This is a genomic window from Campylobacter sp. RKI_CA19_01122 (assembly GCF_025771325.1).
GTDB lineage: Bacteria > Campylobacterota > Campylobacteria > Campylobacterales > Campylobacteraceae > Campylobacter_D > Campylobacter_D lari_D.
This window is the reverse complement of record NZ_JAKMPZ010000006.1, coordinates 58,118-73,184: the sequence shown is the minus strand read 5'-3', so window position 1 is coordinate 73,184 and position 15,067 is coordinate 58,118. Positions and strand designations below refer to the sequence as shown.

Here is a 15,067-nt window from a genome sequence, read left to right as displayed (position 1 = left end):
AGATGAATTTAGAAAGTATTTTTGAAAAAACCATAAAACAAAATGTGCGTTTAGTAGCAGCTAGCAAGTATGTTCAAGATGAACAAATTCGAGAGCTTTTTAAGCAAAGTGTTGTAGAGTTTGGAGAAAATCAAGTCCAAGCTTTAGCTTTAAAAAAAGAAAAACTTCAAGATTTAGAAATCAAATGGCATTTTATAGGCAATCTTCAAAGTAACAAAATCAATCTTTTAATCAAACAAAACCCATTACTTTGGCAATCTTGCAATGGCTTAAAAATCGCCAAAGCCGTAGATAAAAGACTTGATTATAAATTAGATACTTTATTAGAAATTAATACTGCCAATGAAAGTTCTAAAAGTGGTATAGAGCAAAATAAGGCCATAGAAGAATATTTACAAATACAAGAAGAGTGTAAAAATTTAAACCTTACAGGCATTATGTGTATAGGCTCTATGGATGAGGAAAAAGTTCAAGAAAGCTTTGAGCAAACTTTTAAAATCTATGAAATTTTACAAAAACACGGGGCAAAAATTTGCTCCATGGGTATGAGTGGGGATTTTGAACTAGCTATAAAATGTGGTTCAAATATGGTGCGTTTGGGGAGTATTTTATTTAAATAAACCCCATTTGTTTTGCTTTTTCTATCATAAAATCTGCGCCATTTTCGCTTTTTAATCCTTGCAAGGCTAAAGATTTTTCTTCTAATGAGAAATTTTCTACTAAATTTAAAAATTGATGTTTTTCTTCTTGGGTTAAAATTTCACATAAATTACGCTCTTTTAAATACAAAGCATTAAAATATTGATGATTTTTAACCGCATATGGATAAGGAATAAAAATACAAGGAAGTAAATTTACACTAAGCTCAAAAAGACTACTTGCGCCTGATCTTGATATAGCTAAATCTGCTTTAAAAATTTTATCCATAATGTTTTTATCAAAGTCAAAAAGCTCTACTTTGACATTTAAATCCTCATAAGCTTTTTTACATCTTTCATGATCATTCTTACCACATTGATGAATGATATTTATACCTTTTTCTTTAAAGTATAAAGCATTTTCTAAAGCAAGGTCATTAATAAATTTAGCCCCTTGAGAGCCACCAAGAAAAATAATATTTTTTAATTCTTTTCTCACTCTTGCTTTTTGAGAAAAAATCTCGCTGATAGGATAAGGACAAAAGAAAGTATTTGCTTTGTTAATTTGATCATCAAAAGCAGTAAAAAAAGCTTTAGAAAAAGGCTTTAAAAGTGAATTTAAACTTCCTATTTTTGAATTTTGCTCATGGATTAAAAGTGGAGTATTTGCCATTAAAGCACCAAAAGCGCCTGGAGCACTGCTATATCCACCCACACTAAAAACTGCTTTAATATTATGTTCTTTTAAAATTTGTTTTGTTTTTCTTGCAAGTTTTAAAATATGTAAAAATGATTGAACTTTAGCTAAGCCTTTTTTATTAACAACGCCTTGAGAGCTTAGAAAATATTTTTTATAAAAACCATTTTCATTTTCAAACCAAAGTCTATCTTGGCCATTTTCACTTCCTATGTAAATACATTCTATGCCTTGTTTTCTTGCACTTTGCAATAAACATCTAGCTATAGCCAAATGCCCTCCCGTGCCTCCACCTGTAATTGCTATCATTTGTCCTCTTTATTTAGTTTTTCTTCTAAAAATTTAATTCTTTCCTCTAGTTTTTGAATTCTCTCTTTTTGGCTTATTTGAAATTCTTTAATATAAGCAGGTATACCAATAGCTGTTAAATTTGCCCCAACATCTTTTAATACAACTGCATTTGAACCTATTTTTGCATTTTTACCTATGGTAATATTACCTAAAATTTTAGCCCCAGAGCCTATGATCACACCATCTTCTATAGTAGGATGTCTTTTGGTATTTTTATCTAAACTTGTACCACCTAAGGTTACTCCTTGATAGATAATCACATCATTACCAATTATAGCTGTTTCACCTACTACCACACCTATTGCATGATCTATAAATATCCTTCTACCTAGCGTAGCTCCAGGATGCAAATCAACTCCTGTTAAAAACTGAGAAATTCCACTAATCATTCTTGCTATGCGTTTATAATTTTTGATATAAAAAAAATGTGCAAAACGATAATTTACCACAGCCCAAACACCAGGATAGTTAAAAACTAATTCCACCCAAGATCTATATGCAGGATCTTTTTGTTTTGGCATAGAAAAATCTTCTTTGATTAGTTTAAAAATACTCATTTAGAACCTATGCTTTTTAAATATCCATTATCATTTAAGAATAAATAAATTTCACCCAAAATATGTTTTTTTTGATTTTCATTTACAAGTTTTGAAGCATAAATTTTTTCATTAATATTGTCCATAATTGCATGCACATCATAATCAAGATCTTCTAAGGTATCTAAAATAGATTGAGCCTCTAGCACGCTTTCTACTTCAAAACCCTTTTCATTAATACTTATACAAGCTTCGGTTGGATGTGTAAAAAGATTATGCTTCATACCAAGCACTTCTTGATAAGCTCCCACTAGGAAAAATCCTAAAAAATAATCTTCAGCTTCTACATCAATATCATGTAAAAACAAAGGATTATCTTTAGAATAAGAAATTTCCCCATCGCTATCACAAGTTATATCCCATATACTTGCACTTCTAGTTGGCTTTTTATTGAGTCTATCAAGTGGCATGATAGGGAAATTTTGCTCTAAACCCCAAAAATCAGGTAAAGACTGAAATACTGAAAAATTCACTAAATATTTTTCTTGCACTTCATTTTGCAAACTCGATAAATCAGCTTGATCACCCACCAAAGAAATAGCTTTTCTCATAATCAAATGCACTAAAATTTCACTATTAGAGCGATCTTGTAAATCCACATAACCCAAATCAAACAAGGTTAAAATACTCTCCATATGATCAATGCTATCATGTAAATACTCAAGCGCATTAGAAGCTTTAATGTTTTTATACAAATCATAAAGTTCATCAATAAGTTTTGGGTTTTTATCTTTTAATAAAAGCTTGCTTTCTGTGTATTCTTGAGAAAAAAGCTCTAAAACAGGCGCTACTAAAACAGCATGATTAGCTGCTACAAAACGCCCACTTTCTATAAAAATATCAGGCTCTAAATCTTTTTTTTGTTCTGCAATACCTTTTAAAATAAACACAACATCGTTTGCATACTCACTTAAGGTGTAATTTCTGCTTGTTTCGTTTTTAAACTGAGAGTATTCTACCGCTAAACCTCCACCAAGATTAATAGCTTTTAAATTTTTTGCCCCCATTTTTCTAAGCTCGGTGTAGATATTACCCGCTTCATTTAGAGCTTTTTTCAAAGGATGAATTTCAGTAATTTGTGAGCCTAAATGAAAATGTATCATAGTAAATTGCTCTAAAAGTTTATTAGCTTTTAAAAGATTTACCGCTTCAATAAGTTCAGTGGATGTTAAACCAAATTTTGAATTTATACCACCACTTTTTGCCCAAATTCCTACTCCAGCTGAATGCAAACGCACCCTTAAGCCTATATTTGGCTTTGGCTTAAAACGATTTTTAGCAATTTCAATCATTGCTTCAAGCTCATTAAGTCCTTCCATAGTTAAAGTGATATTATGACCCATTTCACACGCTATAAAGCCCATATTTATAAGTTCTTTATCTTTAAAGCCATTAACTGTTATAGGTGCGCCTTCATTATTATAAGCCATAGCTAGTAAAAGCTCAGCCTTACTTCCTGCCTCTAAGCCATAATTGTATTCTTTACCTAGATTAACTAAATTTTTTACAAAACCTGGATATTGATTGACTTTTAAAGGATATACAGCGTTAAAAGAACCTTTATAGTTAAATTCTTTTTTTGCTTTAGCAAATTTATTATAAATTTGCTCAATTTGTTTATGGATTAAATGAGGAAAACGAAGCAACAATGGCCCCTTATAACCATCATCGCGCAAAGTATTTACTATATCTATAATAGCAGGTTTTTTACCATGATTTACACATACTTTGCCATTTTCAATGATAAAATTATTTGCACCCCAAATATTAATACCATAATCAATCATAACTCATTCTCCAAATTTACTAATTTTATATTTTTAGTATCTTTATTTTCTAAATTTTTATAAAAAATCTCTTCTTTTTGCATTTCATCTTCGCCTATACACAAAAAGATTTCAGCATTAGCATTATCTGCTTGGTTTAAATGCTTTGCAAGTTTTTTTGCTTCATAGCTTAAATATACCTTATGTTTTTTTCTTAAAGTATTTGCTAATTTAAAAATAGTATCTATATAAGCTTCATCCATGGCACAAAGATAAATTCCTTCTCTTGATTTTATGCTTTGTTTTTGCTCTAAAATAGCCATAATCCTTTCTATACCCATAGCAAAACCCACACCATAACCACTTTTACCATCTAAGTATTCAATCAATCTATCATACCTTCCACCACCTGCTACGGCAGCTTTTGCACCGATTTCATCGCTAACAAACTCAAATGCACTTTTAGAATAATAATCAAGCCCACGCACTAATTTTTCATCACATTCAAATTCAACATCATTTTCTTTTAAAAGTTTTTGCAATTTTTCATAATCTTTCTTACAACATGAGCATAAATTTTCACTTAGTTTTGGTGCATTTTCGATTAAACTTTGACAATGATCATTTTTGCAATCAAGCACTCTAATAGGATTTAAGTCTTTTCTTCTTAAGCAATCTTCGCAAAAACCTTCTTTAGAATTTAAAAAATCTATGAGTTTTTCTTTATATACACCCATACATTCTTTACAGCCTAAAGAATTAATTTTCAAGCTTGTATGAATTTCTAAGCGTTTAAAAATTTCATTTAGCATTAAAATAATGCTCGCATCCTCATACACACTTGCTATGCCAAAGCTTTCTACTCCAAATTGATGAAATTCACGCAATCTTCCTTTTTGTGGCCTTTCATAGCGAAACATAGAGCCATGGTAAAACCATCTTTTAACACTTTGAGCCTTGTCCATTTTAGCTTCTATGTATGATCTTACCACCCCAGCTGTCCCTTCAGGCCTTAAACACACTTCATTGCCTGCTTTATCAACAAATTCATACATTTCTTTGCCAACTATATCAGAGCTTTCTCCAACACTTCTTTTAAAAAGCTTAGTAAGTTCCAAATGCGGACAATTAATAAAAGTAAAACCATAGTTTTTAGCTACTTCTTCACAAGTTTTTATCACTTTTTCATAAAGAGTAGCTTGATCATCTTGTAAATCTTTCATTCCTTTTAAAGCATTAATCATCTATAAATTCCTTAATTTTTTCATGTAAAATTTCAATACTCAAAGAAGCATCTAATTTTAAAATTTTTATATCTATCTTAGTTTTTAAAAACTCTAAAGTTTCTTCTAGGGCATTTTGTATATTTAAAAAATATTCAACCCCTCTTTTTTCAATACTATCTAGATCTTTTTTAAAAAGTCTTTGCTCAATAAGCTCTTTAGAACCATGCAAAAACACAACCTTTTGTGGAAAAAGTCCACCTGTAGCAAAAGAATTTAACTCAAATAAAATATTTTGATCAAAATCACATCTTGCATAAGCCATATTAGAAATAAAACTACGATCTGAAATGATAAGTTTGTTTTTATTTTGCGCTAAATGCATGTCGATTAAATTTGCTCTATCTGCTAAAAAAAGCAAAAGTTCAGCCTTTTTAGAAAATTGCATTTTACTTTCTAATAAAATTTTTCTCAAATGCACTCCAAGTTCACTTCCACCTGGTTCTTTAGTAAAAAATGCATTATGAAAATATTTTTTTAAAAGTTCTATCTGTGTGCTTTTACCCACACAATCAACCCCTTCAAAAGCTATATACAATCTCTCTCCTTTAATAAAGGTATAATTTCTTTTGGCACAAGCTTGCTCACATCACCATTATGAGCACAAATTGATCTTACTATGGAGCTTGAAATAAAAGAATTTTTTAAATTTGGCATAAGATATATAGTTTCAAAATCTTCCCAAAGCATGTGATTTGCATAGCCAAGTTGTAATTCATACTCAAAATCACTCACCGCTCTTAAGCCTCTTATAATGATATTTATTTGCAAATTTTTAGCAAGATCTACTAGTAAGTTATCAAAAGTTGTAATTTTAACATTTTTTAAGTCTTTTGTAGCAATTTTTACCATTTTTTCTCTATGTTCCAAGCTAAACATAGGCTTTTTACTTTCACTTTTAGCTATAGCAACTACCACCTCTTCAAACATCTTGCTAGCTCGAATGATCACATCTAAATGTCCATTAGTGATAGGATCAAATGTTCCTGGGTATATACAACTAGCCATCACTGCCACCTTTGGTATAAATTATGCTCAATATTTGCTAAATCAAGCCATTTTCCTATGATAAATTCATATAATTTTTCTAAATTATCAATCTTAGCATAACTTGCCATTACAGGAGGAGAGATGATAACTCCATAGCTAGAAAGTTTAGCCATTTGTTCTAAATTTAAAGTAGAATAGGGCATTTCTCTTACTCCAAGTATGAGCTTTTTGCGTTCTTTTAAAGCCACTCCTGCAGCTCTTGTAAGTAAAGTATCATTTATACCGCAAGCAATTTTTGCTAAAGTATTAATCGAGCAAGGTGTGATAAAAGTCGTTTCTATGCCAAAAGATCCGCTTGCTACGCATTGACTAATGTCTTCATTATCTAAAAAATTTACATGCTCAAGCTCAAATTTATCTTTTATGTGTTGCAAAAAGTCTATATTTTGCAAAAGGGAATTTTCTTTTATAAAGCTTATTTTTGCATTTTTACTCACAATAGCATAAATTTGTCCTTTTTCTTTTAAATGTTTTAATAATAAAAAGCCAAGCTCGCAAGAACTAGCTCCGCTAATACCTACTAAAATTTTTCTCATTTTAGCTCCACATAATTTTTACTAATAACTTTACCATGCACGACTTTTCCATCTTTATTTTTAAGGCGAATTCTTTGGTTTAAATTCCCACTTTGCAAGGCTTTTAATTCTATCATCATGCTTAAATCCCCATCTTTGATAATACCATAAACAGAATCATTTCTTTGTATAAGGGTTTTGGTTTTAAACATATTATATTTTAAAATCATATTTTCTCTTATATTGCTTTTGGCTATTAAATTTGCGATTTCATCTTTTTTTAATACACCTTGGGGAGCTTTATCAAAAGGAATTTTTAAAATTTTAAAACTAGCAGGACTTAAATTTTCATTACGCGCAATAGGACGCGTGGTTTGTAAAACTTCTAATTTTGCCTTTAAAAAATACTTAAAAAATATATTTTTTTTAAACTGCTCTGGAGTTTTAAATTCAGCCTTTATAAAGCCATCGGCTCTATCAAAATTATGATTACCTAGCTTTAAAAAAATATATTGATTAAAATCAGCAGGCAAACTAGATTGAGTGTTAAGATCTAAAGAAATGATTTCTAACTGCGGATAATTTATTTTAAATTCTTTAATCAAAGCTAATTTTACTTCATCAAAATTCGAAGCAAAACTTAAAGTATAGAAAAATAAAACTAGAATGATTTGTTTAAAAAACAATACAGCAACCTCTTATATAAAATATATTAATTATATAATACATCAAAAAAGTTTGATTTTGGTTAAAAGAAGTGGAGCGGGAAACGAGATTCGAACTCGCGACCCCAACCTTGGCAAGGTTGTGCTCTACCCCTGAGCTATTCCCGCATTTTGAAAGTAAAGTGTGATTTTATCAAAACTTTATTTTATTGTCAAGTTTTTAAAATTAAGGAATGTTTTTTGCTTGTGATTATTAAATTTTAAAAGGAGCAACTCATGCAAGTAAATGATAAAAATAGTCCGCTAGCCTTAAACAATATGACAAAAATCAAAGAAAAAAACACATCTTCAGATGAATTTCAAGCTACACTTAATGCACTTAAAGACAAAGAGGAAAAAGAGTATAAAAAAGATAGCAACAATGCTTTTAGTAATACAGATTTAAATATAGGTTCGATTTCTAAAGATTATAGCGTATATGCTTGGGAGAAATTACACCAAAGCAAATACCAAAAAAATGAAGAAAATATCTTAAACAATCTTTTTAAAACTTTAGATAAAGCAAGAAGTTAATCATTCAAAATAGGGTAGTGCAATACCCTATTAAATTTTTAAAACTTTAACTTCTTGATCTTTTACTAATTTTGTATCATCAATTTGCGTGATTAAAATATGCGTGTTTTCACATAAAGGTTTTAGCATACCTGAGCCAAATTTAGCTTCACTTGGTTTAAAATATCCATCGACTAATTTTCCAAAAGCAAAATCATTTCTTTGACCTTTGAAATTTAAATCTTTAGTCAATCTTGCTTTATCAAATTCCAAAAGTTCTTTACCATAAAGTAAATTGAGTATATTTTTTGCAAAAATATGCGTTGAAACTAAAGAGGCTAAAGGATTTCCTGGTAGGGCTAGAAAAAGCATATCGATTTTGTTAAAAAGTTTTACATGCTTACAAAGTTTAGCATTTACTTTTTCAAAAATAGGGCTAAAATCACACTCAAGCAAAGCTTGTTTGATAAAATCAGCCTCACCCACGCTAGCTCCACCACTGCTTATAAGCATATCAAATTCTTTATTTTCTAAAAGCTTTTTATATGTATTTAAATCATCTTTTATAAGTCCTAAATACTCAATATCAGCATAATCTTGCAAAATAGCATAAATTCCAAAAGCATTTGCATTATATATGCTGTATTCATCAGCATTTTCCCAAGGTTCTACAAGCTCATCTCCACTTGAAAAAATCCCAACACGCAATTTTTTAACGACATTTAACTCATAAATTCCTTGAGCAGCGAGCATAGCTACCATGCCTGAAGTGATTTTTTGCCCCTTTTTAAACAAAAATTCTCCAAGCTTTGCTTCCTCGCCTTTAAAGCGGATGGCATTGTTTTCTTTAGCATTTTTAGCATTGAGCTTTTCATCTTCAAGCGAAGCTTCTTCAAGCATTAAAATAGTATTTGCATTTTGAGGAATTTTAGCTCCTGTCATGATTTTATAGCATTCATTTTTTTCTATAATATAATCATTTTTATCGCCTGCTAAAATACTTCCTTTAATTTCTAGCAATTCATTCTTATGTGTATAATTTAGTGCATAACCATCTAGGGCAGAATTATCAAAAGCGGGTAGGTTTTTTTTCACAAAAACATCTTCATATAAAATACACCCCAAAGCTTGTGTCAAATTTACTTTTTGAAATTCATTTTTTGCTTTGATTTGTTCTTTTAAAAAATCTAAAGTTGCAAAAATATCTCTCATTCTTCAAGCCTTCTTATACTTGCACCTAGTTTTTTAAATTTTTCTTCTAAATTTTCATACCCTCTATCAAGATGATAAATTCTATGAATTTTACTTGTGCCTTTAGCTGCTAAAGCCGCTAAAATCAAAGCAGAAGATGCACGCAAATCAGTAGCCATAACATCAGCTCCCAAAAGCTCTTTAGTACCATTTATAGTAGCAATATGCCCGTTTAATCTTATATCAGCTCCCATTCTTAAAAGCTCACTTACATGCATAAAACGATTTTCAAATAATCTTTCATCAATAATACTTGTACCATTTGCTTTTAAAGCTAAAGCCATAAATTGTGCTTGCATATCCGTTGGAAAGCCTGGGTATTCGCTAGTTAAAATTTCAACCGGTTTGATTTCTTTAGCAGGATTTATACTAATACTATCTTCATTAATATCAAAGCTAAAACCCATTTGCTCTAGCTTTGCCAAAACTGCGCTAAGATGGCTTGCATTGACTTTTTTTAGAGTGATTTTTGAGTTAGTGATAGCTCCTGCACACAAATAAGTTCCTGCTTCAATACGATCAGGAATGATTTCAAAAGGTTTAAATTCTAAAAGCTCTCCACTTGTACCATAAATTTCAAGCTCAGAAGATCCTATGCCTTGTATATCAAGCTCAGCCCTAGCTAAAACCTCACAAAGTTGCACCACTTCAGGCTCTTTAGCAACATTTAAAAGTCTAGTTTTACCATGAGCTAGAGCTGCTGCCATGATGATATTTTCACTGCCTGTAACAGTGATTTTATCAAACATCACATCAGCGCCTCTAAGCTCTCCACTAGCTACCACATAACCTTGCTTAATCTCAATATTAGCTCCCATTTTTTCTAAAGCTAAAAGGTGTAAATCAATAGGGCGTTGGCCTATAGCACAACCTCCTGGTAAAGAAACCTCACAATTTCCAAATCTAGCTAGTAAAGGCCCTAAGGTAAGTATAGAGGCACGCATTTTACGCACGATGTCGTATTTTGCTATGGTTTTATTTAAGTGTTTTGTATTTATTTTTGCAAAATTGTCTTTAAAAGTATAATTTGCCCCTAAATTTTCAAGTAAAGAAAGTAGGGTACAAATATCTGCTACATTTGGTAAATTTGAAATTTGCACTTCATTTTTAGCTAAAATACTTGAAGCTATCAAAGGAAGTGCTGCATTTTTTGCACCACTTATTATCACTTCTCCATTTAACTTTTCAACACCATCAATCTCTAAATAAGTCATTAATTTTCCTTAAAATATATACATAATGATATAATAATATTTTACTACAAATATTATATAAATTAATAAGATTAAAGGTGTTTTTTGGGAGTTTTTCTAGTCATACTTGGTGGGATATTTTGGGCCATAAGTGGGGTTTTGGCTGAGTATTTGTTTAAAAATCATTATTCTGCTGAATGGGTAAGTTTTTATCGTTTGCTTTTTACCGGCGTTATTTTAATAATTTTGGGTGTAAAAAATTTCAAACTAAAACTACTAAAGCAAAAACAAGAACTTAGCTCTCTTTTAATTTTTTCTATCTTTGGTTTATTGATAACTCAATATGGTTATTTTAAAGCTATTTATTATACCGATGCAGGAACTGCCACAATGATACAATACAACGCACCATTAATCATAATGCTTTTTATGTGTTTTAAAAATAAAATTTTTCCTAAAAAAATAGAGCTAATCGCTTTGTTTTTAATACTTTTTGCCTTATTTTTACTTATAACAAATGGGGATATTAATACATTAAAACTTGATATAAGAGGTGTTATTTGGGCTTTTTTTGGAGCTCTTGGAGTAGCGTTTTATTCTTTGAGTGCTAGGCTTATCATAGCAAAATATGGCTTATTTTTAATCATGGGTTTAGCTAGTTTATTTGCTTCTTTTTTGCTTTTTGTATTGTTACAAGGAAATATCCCAAAACATGATTTTTCTTTAAATTCCTTTTTGGCTATGAGCGCGATTGTATTTATAGGCACAATAGGGGCTTTTTGTTTATATTTAAAAGGAGTTGAATTAATAGGAGCTTTTAAAGCTAGTATGATAGCTTGTATAGAACCTGTGGCTGCTGCTTTTATGAGTTTTTTATTTTTAGGAACTATTTATAGCGTGATTGATCTTTTTGCTTTTGCTTTGATCATTCTTAGTGTGTTTTTAAATGCCAAAAAACACTAAGAATAAGTGATTAAAAAATACTAGATAAAACTATCTAGGTTCTATCGTGAAGTTTTTTGGCTACCTCTGCAGCTAATTTTAGCTTTTCATTATCAAAGTGCGTATAAATTCTTGAAGTATTTAAACTCGCATGCCCTAGTGCTTCTTGGACTAAAACTAAATCTTTTTGTTTTTTATAAAGCAGGGTAGCAAAGGTATGTCTTAGCATATGGGCTCCATTTTTTTGCTTGCGAATTCCTGCTTTAAATAAAATTTGTTCTACTATACGCGAAACATAAGCTTGGGTTAGGGCTTTGCCATTGCGATTAACAAATAAAAGTCCATCATAAGAAAGATAATTTACCTTTACATCTTTTAAAAGATGTTCTATAAGCTCTTTTTTAATCATCACAACGCGGTATTTATTACCTTTAGCTCTAATGCGTATAATATAAAGATCATTTTCTTCACTAATATCTTTTAATTTTATATTAATAGCTTCACTAACCCTAATTCCTGTAAAAATGATGATTTTAATAATCAAGCGATTGCGTATGGTATTACTTTTAAAATCTGTATTGTCAATAGCATCTAAAAATTTACTCACTTCATCTTCACTCATATACTCAGGTAGCTTAACTCCCTTAGAACCACTTACACCTGCCCAATTTTTAAGATTAATATCAAAAATGTGTGCCTTTTGATCTTCTTCATTTTGTTTATCTAAAAATGCAAAAAAATTAATCACAGCTATGCGGTAGTTTTTCTTACTCGCATCAGACAAAGAAGCACTAATACTTGCTAAAATTTCTACTAAAAGCTCTTCATCGATTTGTTTTAGCGAATAAAGCTTATAAAATAACAAATACTCATAAAGTTTTTTCAAAGGATTAAAATATGTATTTACACCGCTAAGTCCTGCATTTCTTGCTTTTTTTACATAAGCATCAAGCTCTTGTATATTTTTAACACCCTTACTTAAGGCTAAATTTACTACAGCCAAGGCTTGGGGGTCTTTTAATTCTTTATTTGATAAAGAATTTAGTTTAAATTTCACATATCTACAAAGCCAAAATAAAAATGACTTTTCAAAATTTTCTTCACAATCTAGAGGATATTTCATCACTCATTCTCCAAAGCTTTCAAAGTAGCCATTTTTGCATGGATATAAGCACTATCAAATAGCTTTTTAGAGCTTTCTTTTATAATCAAACCAAGTTCAGTACAACCCAAAATCACTCCTTGAATCTCCGGAAATTGAGCAATCAAATCACATAAATATCTTTTTGATTTTTCATTTATAATACCTTTGCAAAGTTCATTAAAAATAATGTCATTAAGCTTTAAAATATCATCATTTTTGGGAATAAAAACTTCAATCTTTGAATCAATTAAAAGTTGTTTATAAAAATCTTCTTGCATAGTGTATTTTGTCCCCAATAACAATACTTTATCGATATTTTGCTCTTGAAGTTCTAAAAGCATAGCTTTGGCTATATGTAAGATAGGAATTTGAATGTTTTTTTGTATATTTTCATAACATTTATGCATAGTATTAGTGCAAATTAATATAAAATCAACTCCACTTTTTTGCAAAAGTAGGGCATGTTGGGTTAAAATTTCACTTGCTTTTTGCCAATCATTCTTTCGTTGACATTCTTCTATTTCTTCAAAATCAACGCTAGTTAAAACTATCTTGGCACTATGTAATTTTCCTAATTTTTCATTTGTTAATTTATTGATAATTTCATAATAACTAAGTGTGCTTTCATAACTCATTCCGCCTATTAAACCTATGGTTTTCAATTTTTTTCCTTTTAAAATTAATATAAAAATTATAAAAAAATCTTACTTAAAAAATATCAAGCTATAATTATAAAAACAAAATAGGGTGATGATATGTTTTTTAAGAAAAAAACCGCGCAAAAGCAAGTAAAACAAAACAATATTTCAAAACAAGATAATACTTTAAATAATGACTTTGCACAAGAAAAAAGACTTTACGAATTTAGAGAAAATATGAAAAAACTTAGCAAAAATGAAAATAGTGCTAAACTTTTAGCAAAACAACTTTCAAGATTGATTCAAAAATCCAAATAAAATCAAAAACTCCACACAAGTTAAACTTTTGTATTAATTTCTTTTTTTACTCATCATTTTAACTTTTTTTAGTCTATAAAAATATTTTAACTTAAACTTAATATATATGTAAAATTATATGATAAATAGTAAAATATTGAAATTATATATATTTTGTATTGAAAACTATAATTTTCAAACTTTTATATTTATCTGTTTATACATAAGTAAAATATATTTAAAAATACCTATAATATAATATTTTAAAGCATTTTATTTTTTGGATGAAAATAATTTATCCATAAAAAAATAAGTATAATTTTTTGAAAAATATTATAAGTTATTTTATGCAGCTATAAAAGACTAAAGATGTATATTTTTCATTTCAACTAAATTTTAGTTTATATTTTTGCTTAAATAAATTTGAAGTTTAAAAATGTAGATTAGTTATTTTCTTGACTTTTAGGATAATCAAAAAACACAACTTCCCCGCTGTGTTCTTTTATATCTTTAAATTCTTTTATATCAAATTGCATACATAAAATAGCAGAAGTTGGAAAGTTTTCTAAATCTATATGAGCTAGATACTCACAAAGTTCTTGCAATAAAGGATTGTGCATAATTAGCACTACCCTACTCTCTTTTGATTCTTTTATAAAATTTAACACATCCTTTAAATTACCATCATAAAAGCTTTTTTCTATCTTGATATCTTTTTCTTTTAAAGAAAAGCTTTTACAGAGTTTTTGTGCTGTTTTTATACAGCGCTTAGCAGGACTTGAGATAATGCTTTGGGCTTTAAATTCTAAATCCTTAATCCTATAAATCATAGTTTTTAAATCATCTTTTCCACTAGAACTAAGTTCTCGTTGTAAATCTTGATCGTAATTTTCTTTTTGAGCTTTAGCATGACGAATAAAATAGATATATTTCATCTTATAACCTTAAATTTACCCAAAGCATATCCACATATAAAGCCAAAAATATGTGCATACCAAGCTATATTAACACCCATAAAAATAGGCACAAAACTCATTAATAATATAGCCACGATAAGTCCTTTGGTGGCGGTTTTATCCAAATATGCATAATACCCCATTAAAACACATATAGCACCACTTGCACCCACTACATTTACAAAACTACCATCAAAACTTAAATACACATAAAAAGCACTAAGCAAAGAGCAAAGAATTCCACCGATTAAATAAAGCAGGGTAAATTTAAAACTTTTTAAGTATTTTTCAAGCATAGAGCCAAATTGAAAAAGCACTATCATATTTAAAATCAAATGAGGCCAATTTCCATGCATAAATATTGAGCTTAAAATTTGCCAATAAAATCCTTGAAAAAAAAATAAATTTAAACCCAAAATAGTATCTAAATTTAAAGAACCAAAATAAAGATAATTTACAAAAATAAATACAATAACATTAAAAGCGATTAAAAATGAAGCTACCATTGCCCTACTTTGTATTTTTGATAATTA

Annotated in this window: 18 protein-coding genes and 1 tRNA gene; 4 read left to right on the top strand and 15 right to left on the bottom strand. The window is 29.4% G+C overall.

Annotated features, from left to right (window positions below; translation table 11 throughout):
- The first annotated feature begins 2 nt into the window (after positions 1 to 2).
- Complete coding sequence (locus tag L8U37_RS04675; RefSeq protein WP_263728714.1) at positions 3 to 620, top strand: YggS family pyridoxal phosphate-dependent enzyme; 618 nt, start codon at positions 3 to 5, stop codon at positions 618 to 620.
- Here the strand turns inward: L8U37_RS04675 and L8U37_RS04670 are convergent.
- The 9 genes from L8U37_RS04670 to L8U37_RS04630 form a co-directional block, all read right to left on the bottom strand.
- Positions 613 to 1,644, bottom strand: coding sequence for a UDP-N-acetylglucosamine--N-acetylmuramyl-(pentapeptide) pyrophosphoryl-undecaprenol N-acetylglucosamine transferase (locus L8U37_RS04670; RefSeq protein ID WP_263728713.1), 1,032 nt, complete (start codon positions 1,642 to 1,644; stop codon positions 613 to 615). The genes L8U37_RS04675 and L8U37_RS04670 overlap by 8 nt on opposite strands.
- Positions 1,641 to 2,243: a serine O-acetyltransferase gene (gene cysE / locus L8U37_RS04665; RefSeq protein WP_133318905.1), complete on the bottom strand. Its 603-nt coding sequence runs from the start codon at positions 2,241 to 2,243 to the stop codon at positions 1,641 to 1,643. The genes L8U37_RS04670 and cysE overlap by 4 nt, the downstream gene beginning before the upstream one ends.
- Positions 2,240 to 4,069: a biosynthetic arginine decarboxylase gene (speA, locus tag L8U37_RS04660; RefSeq protein WP_263659697.1), complete on the bottom strand. Its 1,830-nt coding sequence runs from the start codon at positions 4,067 to 4,069 to the stop codon at positions 2,240 to 2,242. The genes cysE and speA overlap by 4 nt, the downstream gene beginning before the upstream one ends.
- Entirely contained in the window at positions 4,066 to 5,292 is a 1,227-nt protein-coding gene (hisS, locus tag L8U37_RS04655) for a histidine--tRNA ligase (RefSeq protein ID WP_263728712.1), read from the bottom strand. The genes speA and hisS overlap by 4 nt, the downstream gene beginning before the upstream one ends.
- Positions 5,285 to 5,869: a dTMP kinase gene (gene tmk, locus L8U37_RS04650; RefSeq protein ID WP_263661348.1), complete on the bottom strand. Its 585-nt coding sequence runs from the start codon at positions 5,867 to 5,869 to the stop codon at positions 5,285 to 5,287. The genes hisS and tmk overlap by 8 nt, the downstream gene beginning before the upstream one ends.
- Complete coding sequence (gene coaD / locus L8U37_RS04645; protein WP_263661347.1) at positions 5,860 to 6,339, bottom strand: pantetheine-phosphate adenylyltransferase; 480 nt, start codon at positions 6,337 to 6,339, stop codon at positions 5,860 to 5,862. The genes tmk and coaD overlap by 10 nt, the downstream gene beginning before the upstream one ends.
- Positions 6,339 to 6,917, bottom strand: a complete 579-nt coding sequence (locus L8U37_RS04640; RefSeq protein WP_263661346.1) for a UbiX family flavin prenyltransferase — start codon at positions 6,915 to 6,917, stop codon at positions 6,339 to 6,341. Before L8U37_RS04640 ends, coaD begins: the two co-directional genes overlap by 1 nt.
- Positions 6,914 to 7,582, bottom strand: a complete 669-nt coding sequence (flgA, locus tag L8U37_RS04635; RefSeq protein ID WP_263728711.1) for a flagellar basal body P-ring formation chaperone FlgA — start codon at positions 7,580 to 7,582, stop codon at positions 6,914 to 6,916. The genes L8U37_RS04640 and flgA overlap by 4 nt, the downstream gene beginning before the upstream one ends.
- Positions 7,583 to 7,654: 72 nt before the next feature.
- Positions 7,655 to 7,729: transfer RNA gene (locus L8U37_RS04630), tRNA-Gly, on the bottom strand.
- A gap of 108 nt (positions 7,730 to 7,837) precedes the next feature.
- Between L8U37_RS04630 and L8U37_RS04625 the strand changes: the two genes are divergently transcribed.
- Positions 7,838 to 8,134, top strand: coding sequence for a hypothetical protein (locus L8U37_RS04625; RefSeq protein WP_263728710.1), 297 nt, complete (start codon positions 7,838 to 7,840; stop codon positions 8,132 to 8,134).
- A 30-nt stretch (positions 8,135 to 8,164) separates the two neighbouring features.
- Here L8U37_RS04625 and L8U37_RS04620 read toward each other — a convergent pair whose 3' ends face one another.
- A complete protein-coding gene (locus L8U37_RS04620) occupies positions 8,165 to 9,325 on the bottom strand; it encodes a molybdopterin molybdotransferase MoeA (protein WP_263661345.1) in 1,161 nt (386 codons plus the stop codon).
- On the bottom strand, positions 9,322 to 10,578 hold the full coding sequence (murA, locus tag L8U37_RS04615) for a UDP-N-acetylglucosamine 1-carboxyvinyltransferase (protein ID WP_263728709.1): 1,257 nt from the start codon (positions 10,576 to 10,578) through the stop codon (positions 9,322 to 9,324). The genes L8U37_RS04620 and murA overlap by 4 nt, the downstream gene beginning before the upstream one ends.
- An 84-nt stretch (positions 10,579 to 10,662) precedes the next feature.
- Here murA and L8U37_RS04610 point away from each other — a divergent pair, with 84 nt between their 5' ends.
- Positions 10,663 to 11,520 (top strand): DMT family transporter, encoded by an 858-nt coding sequence (locus L8U37_RS04610; RefSeq protein WP_263728708.1) that lies wholly within the window; start codon positions 10,663 to 10,665, stop codon positions 11,518 to 11,520.
- Between the two features lie 34 nt (positions 11,521 to 11,554).
- Here the strand turns inward: L8U37_RS04610 and L8U37_RS04605 are convergent, their stop codons facing one another.
- Positions 11,555 to 12,622, bottom strand: a complete 1,068-nt coding sequence (locus L8U37_RS04605) for a tyrosine-type recombinase/integrase (protein ID WP_220566363.1) — start codon at positions 12,620 to 12,622, stop codon at positions 11,555 to 11,557.
- Complete coding sequence (locus tag L8U37_RS04600) at positions 12,622 to 13,305, bottom strand: aspartate/glutamate racemase family protein (protein WP_263728707.1); 684 nt, start codon at positions 13,303 to 13,305, stop codon at positions 12,622 to 12,624. Before L8U37_RS04600 ends, L8U37_RS04605 begins: the two co-directional genes overlap by 1 nt.
- A gap of 93 nt (positions 13,306 to 13,398) precedes the next feature.
- Here L8U37_RS04600 and L8U37_RS04595 point away from each other — a divergent pair, with 93 nt between their 5' ends.
- Positions 13,399 to 13,599: a molybdenum cofactor biosynthesis protein gene (locus L8U37_RS04595; protein WP_133318915.1), complete on the top strand. Its 201-nt coding sequence runs from the start codon at positions 13,399 to 13,401 to the stop codon at positions 13,597 to 13,599.
- Positions 13,600 to 14,021: 422 nt separating this feature from the next.
- Here the strand turns inward: L8U37_RS04595 and L8U37_RS04590 are convergent, their stop codons facing one another.
- Together L8U37_RS04590 and L8U37_RS04585 are read right to left on the bottom strand one after the other, a co-directional pair.
- Positions 14,022 to 14,513, bottom strand: a complete 492-nt coding sequence (locus L8U37_RS04590; protein WP_133318916.1) for a SixA phosphatase family protein — start codon at positions 14,511 to 14,513, stop codon at positions 14,022 to 14,024.
- Complete coding sequence (locus tag L8U37_RS04585; protein ID WP_263728706.1) at positions 14,510 to 15,040, bottom strand: rhomboid family intramembrane serine protease; 531 nt, start codon at positions 15,038 to 15,040, stop codon at positions 14,510 to 14,512. The genes L8U37_RS04590 and L8U37_RS04585 overlap by 4 nt, the downstream gene beginning before the upstream one ends.
- Positions 15,041 to 15,067 lie beyond the last annotated feature (27 nt).

Excerpts from the sequence above, each read along its gene's own strand:
- murA (WP_263728709.1), bottom strand. The coding sequence starts at position 10,578 with ATGACTTATTTAGAGATTGATGGTGTTGAAAAGTTAAATGGAGAAGTG.
- L8U37_RS04640 (WP_263661346.1), bottom strand. The coding sequence starts at position 6,917 with ATGAGAAAAATTTTAGTAGGTATTAGCGGAGCTAGTTCTTGCGAGCTT.
- L8U37_RS04590 (WP_133318916.1), bottom strand. The coding sequence starts at position 14,513 with ATGAAATATATCTATTTTATTCGTCATGCTAAAGCTCAAAAAGAAAAT.
- L8U37_RS04675 (WP_263728714.1), top strand. The coding sequence starts at position 3 with ATGAATTTAGAAAGTATTTTTGAAAAAACCATAAAACAAAATGTGCGT.
- hisS (WP_263728712.1), bottom strand. The coding sequence starts at position 5,292 with ATGATTAATGCTTTAAAAGGAATGAAAGATTTACAAGATGATCAAGCT.
- coaD (WP_263661347.1), bottom strand. The coding sequence starts at position 6,339 with ATGGCTAGTTGTATATACCCAGGAACATTTGATCCTATCACTAATGGA.
- L8U37_RS04625 (WP_263728710.1), top strand. The coding sequence starts at position 7,838 with ATGCAAGTAAATGATAAAAATAGTCCGCTAGCCTTAAACAATATGACA.
- L8U37_RS04620 (WP_263661345.1), bottom strand. The coding sequence starts at position 9,325 with ATGAGAGATATTTTTGCAACTTTAGATTTTTTAAAAGAACAAATCAAA.
- L8U37_RS04585 (WP_263728706.1), bottom strand. The coding sequence starts at position 15,040 with ATGGTAGCTTCATTTTTAATCGCTTTTAATGTTATTGTATTTATTTTT.
- L8U37_RS04595 (WP_133318915.1), top strand. The coding sequence starts at position 13,399 with ATGTTTTTTAAGAAAAAAACCGCGCAAAAGCAAGTAAAACAAAACAAT.
- speA (WP_263659697.1), bottom strand. The coding sequence starts at position 4,069 with ATGATTGATTATGGTATTAATATTTGGGGTGCAAATAATTTTATCATT.
- L8U37_RS04605 (WP_220566363.1), bottom strand. The coding sequence starts at position 12,622 with ATGAAATATCCTCTAGATTGTGAAGAAAATTTTGAAAAGTCATTTTTA.
- L8U37_RS04670 (WP_263728713.1), bottom strand. The coding sequence starts at position 1,644 with ATGATAGCAATTACAGGTGGAGGCACGGGAGGGCATTTGGCTATAGCT.
- cysE (WP_133318905.1), bottom strand. The coding sequence starts at position 2,243 with ATGAGTATTTTTAAACTAATCAAAGAAGATTTTTCTATGCCAAAACAA.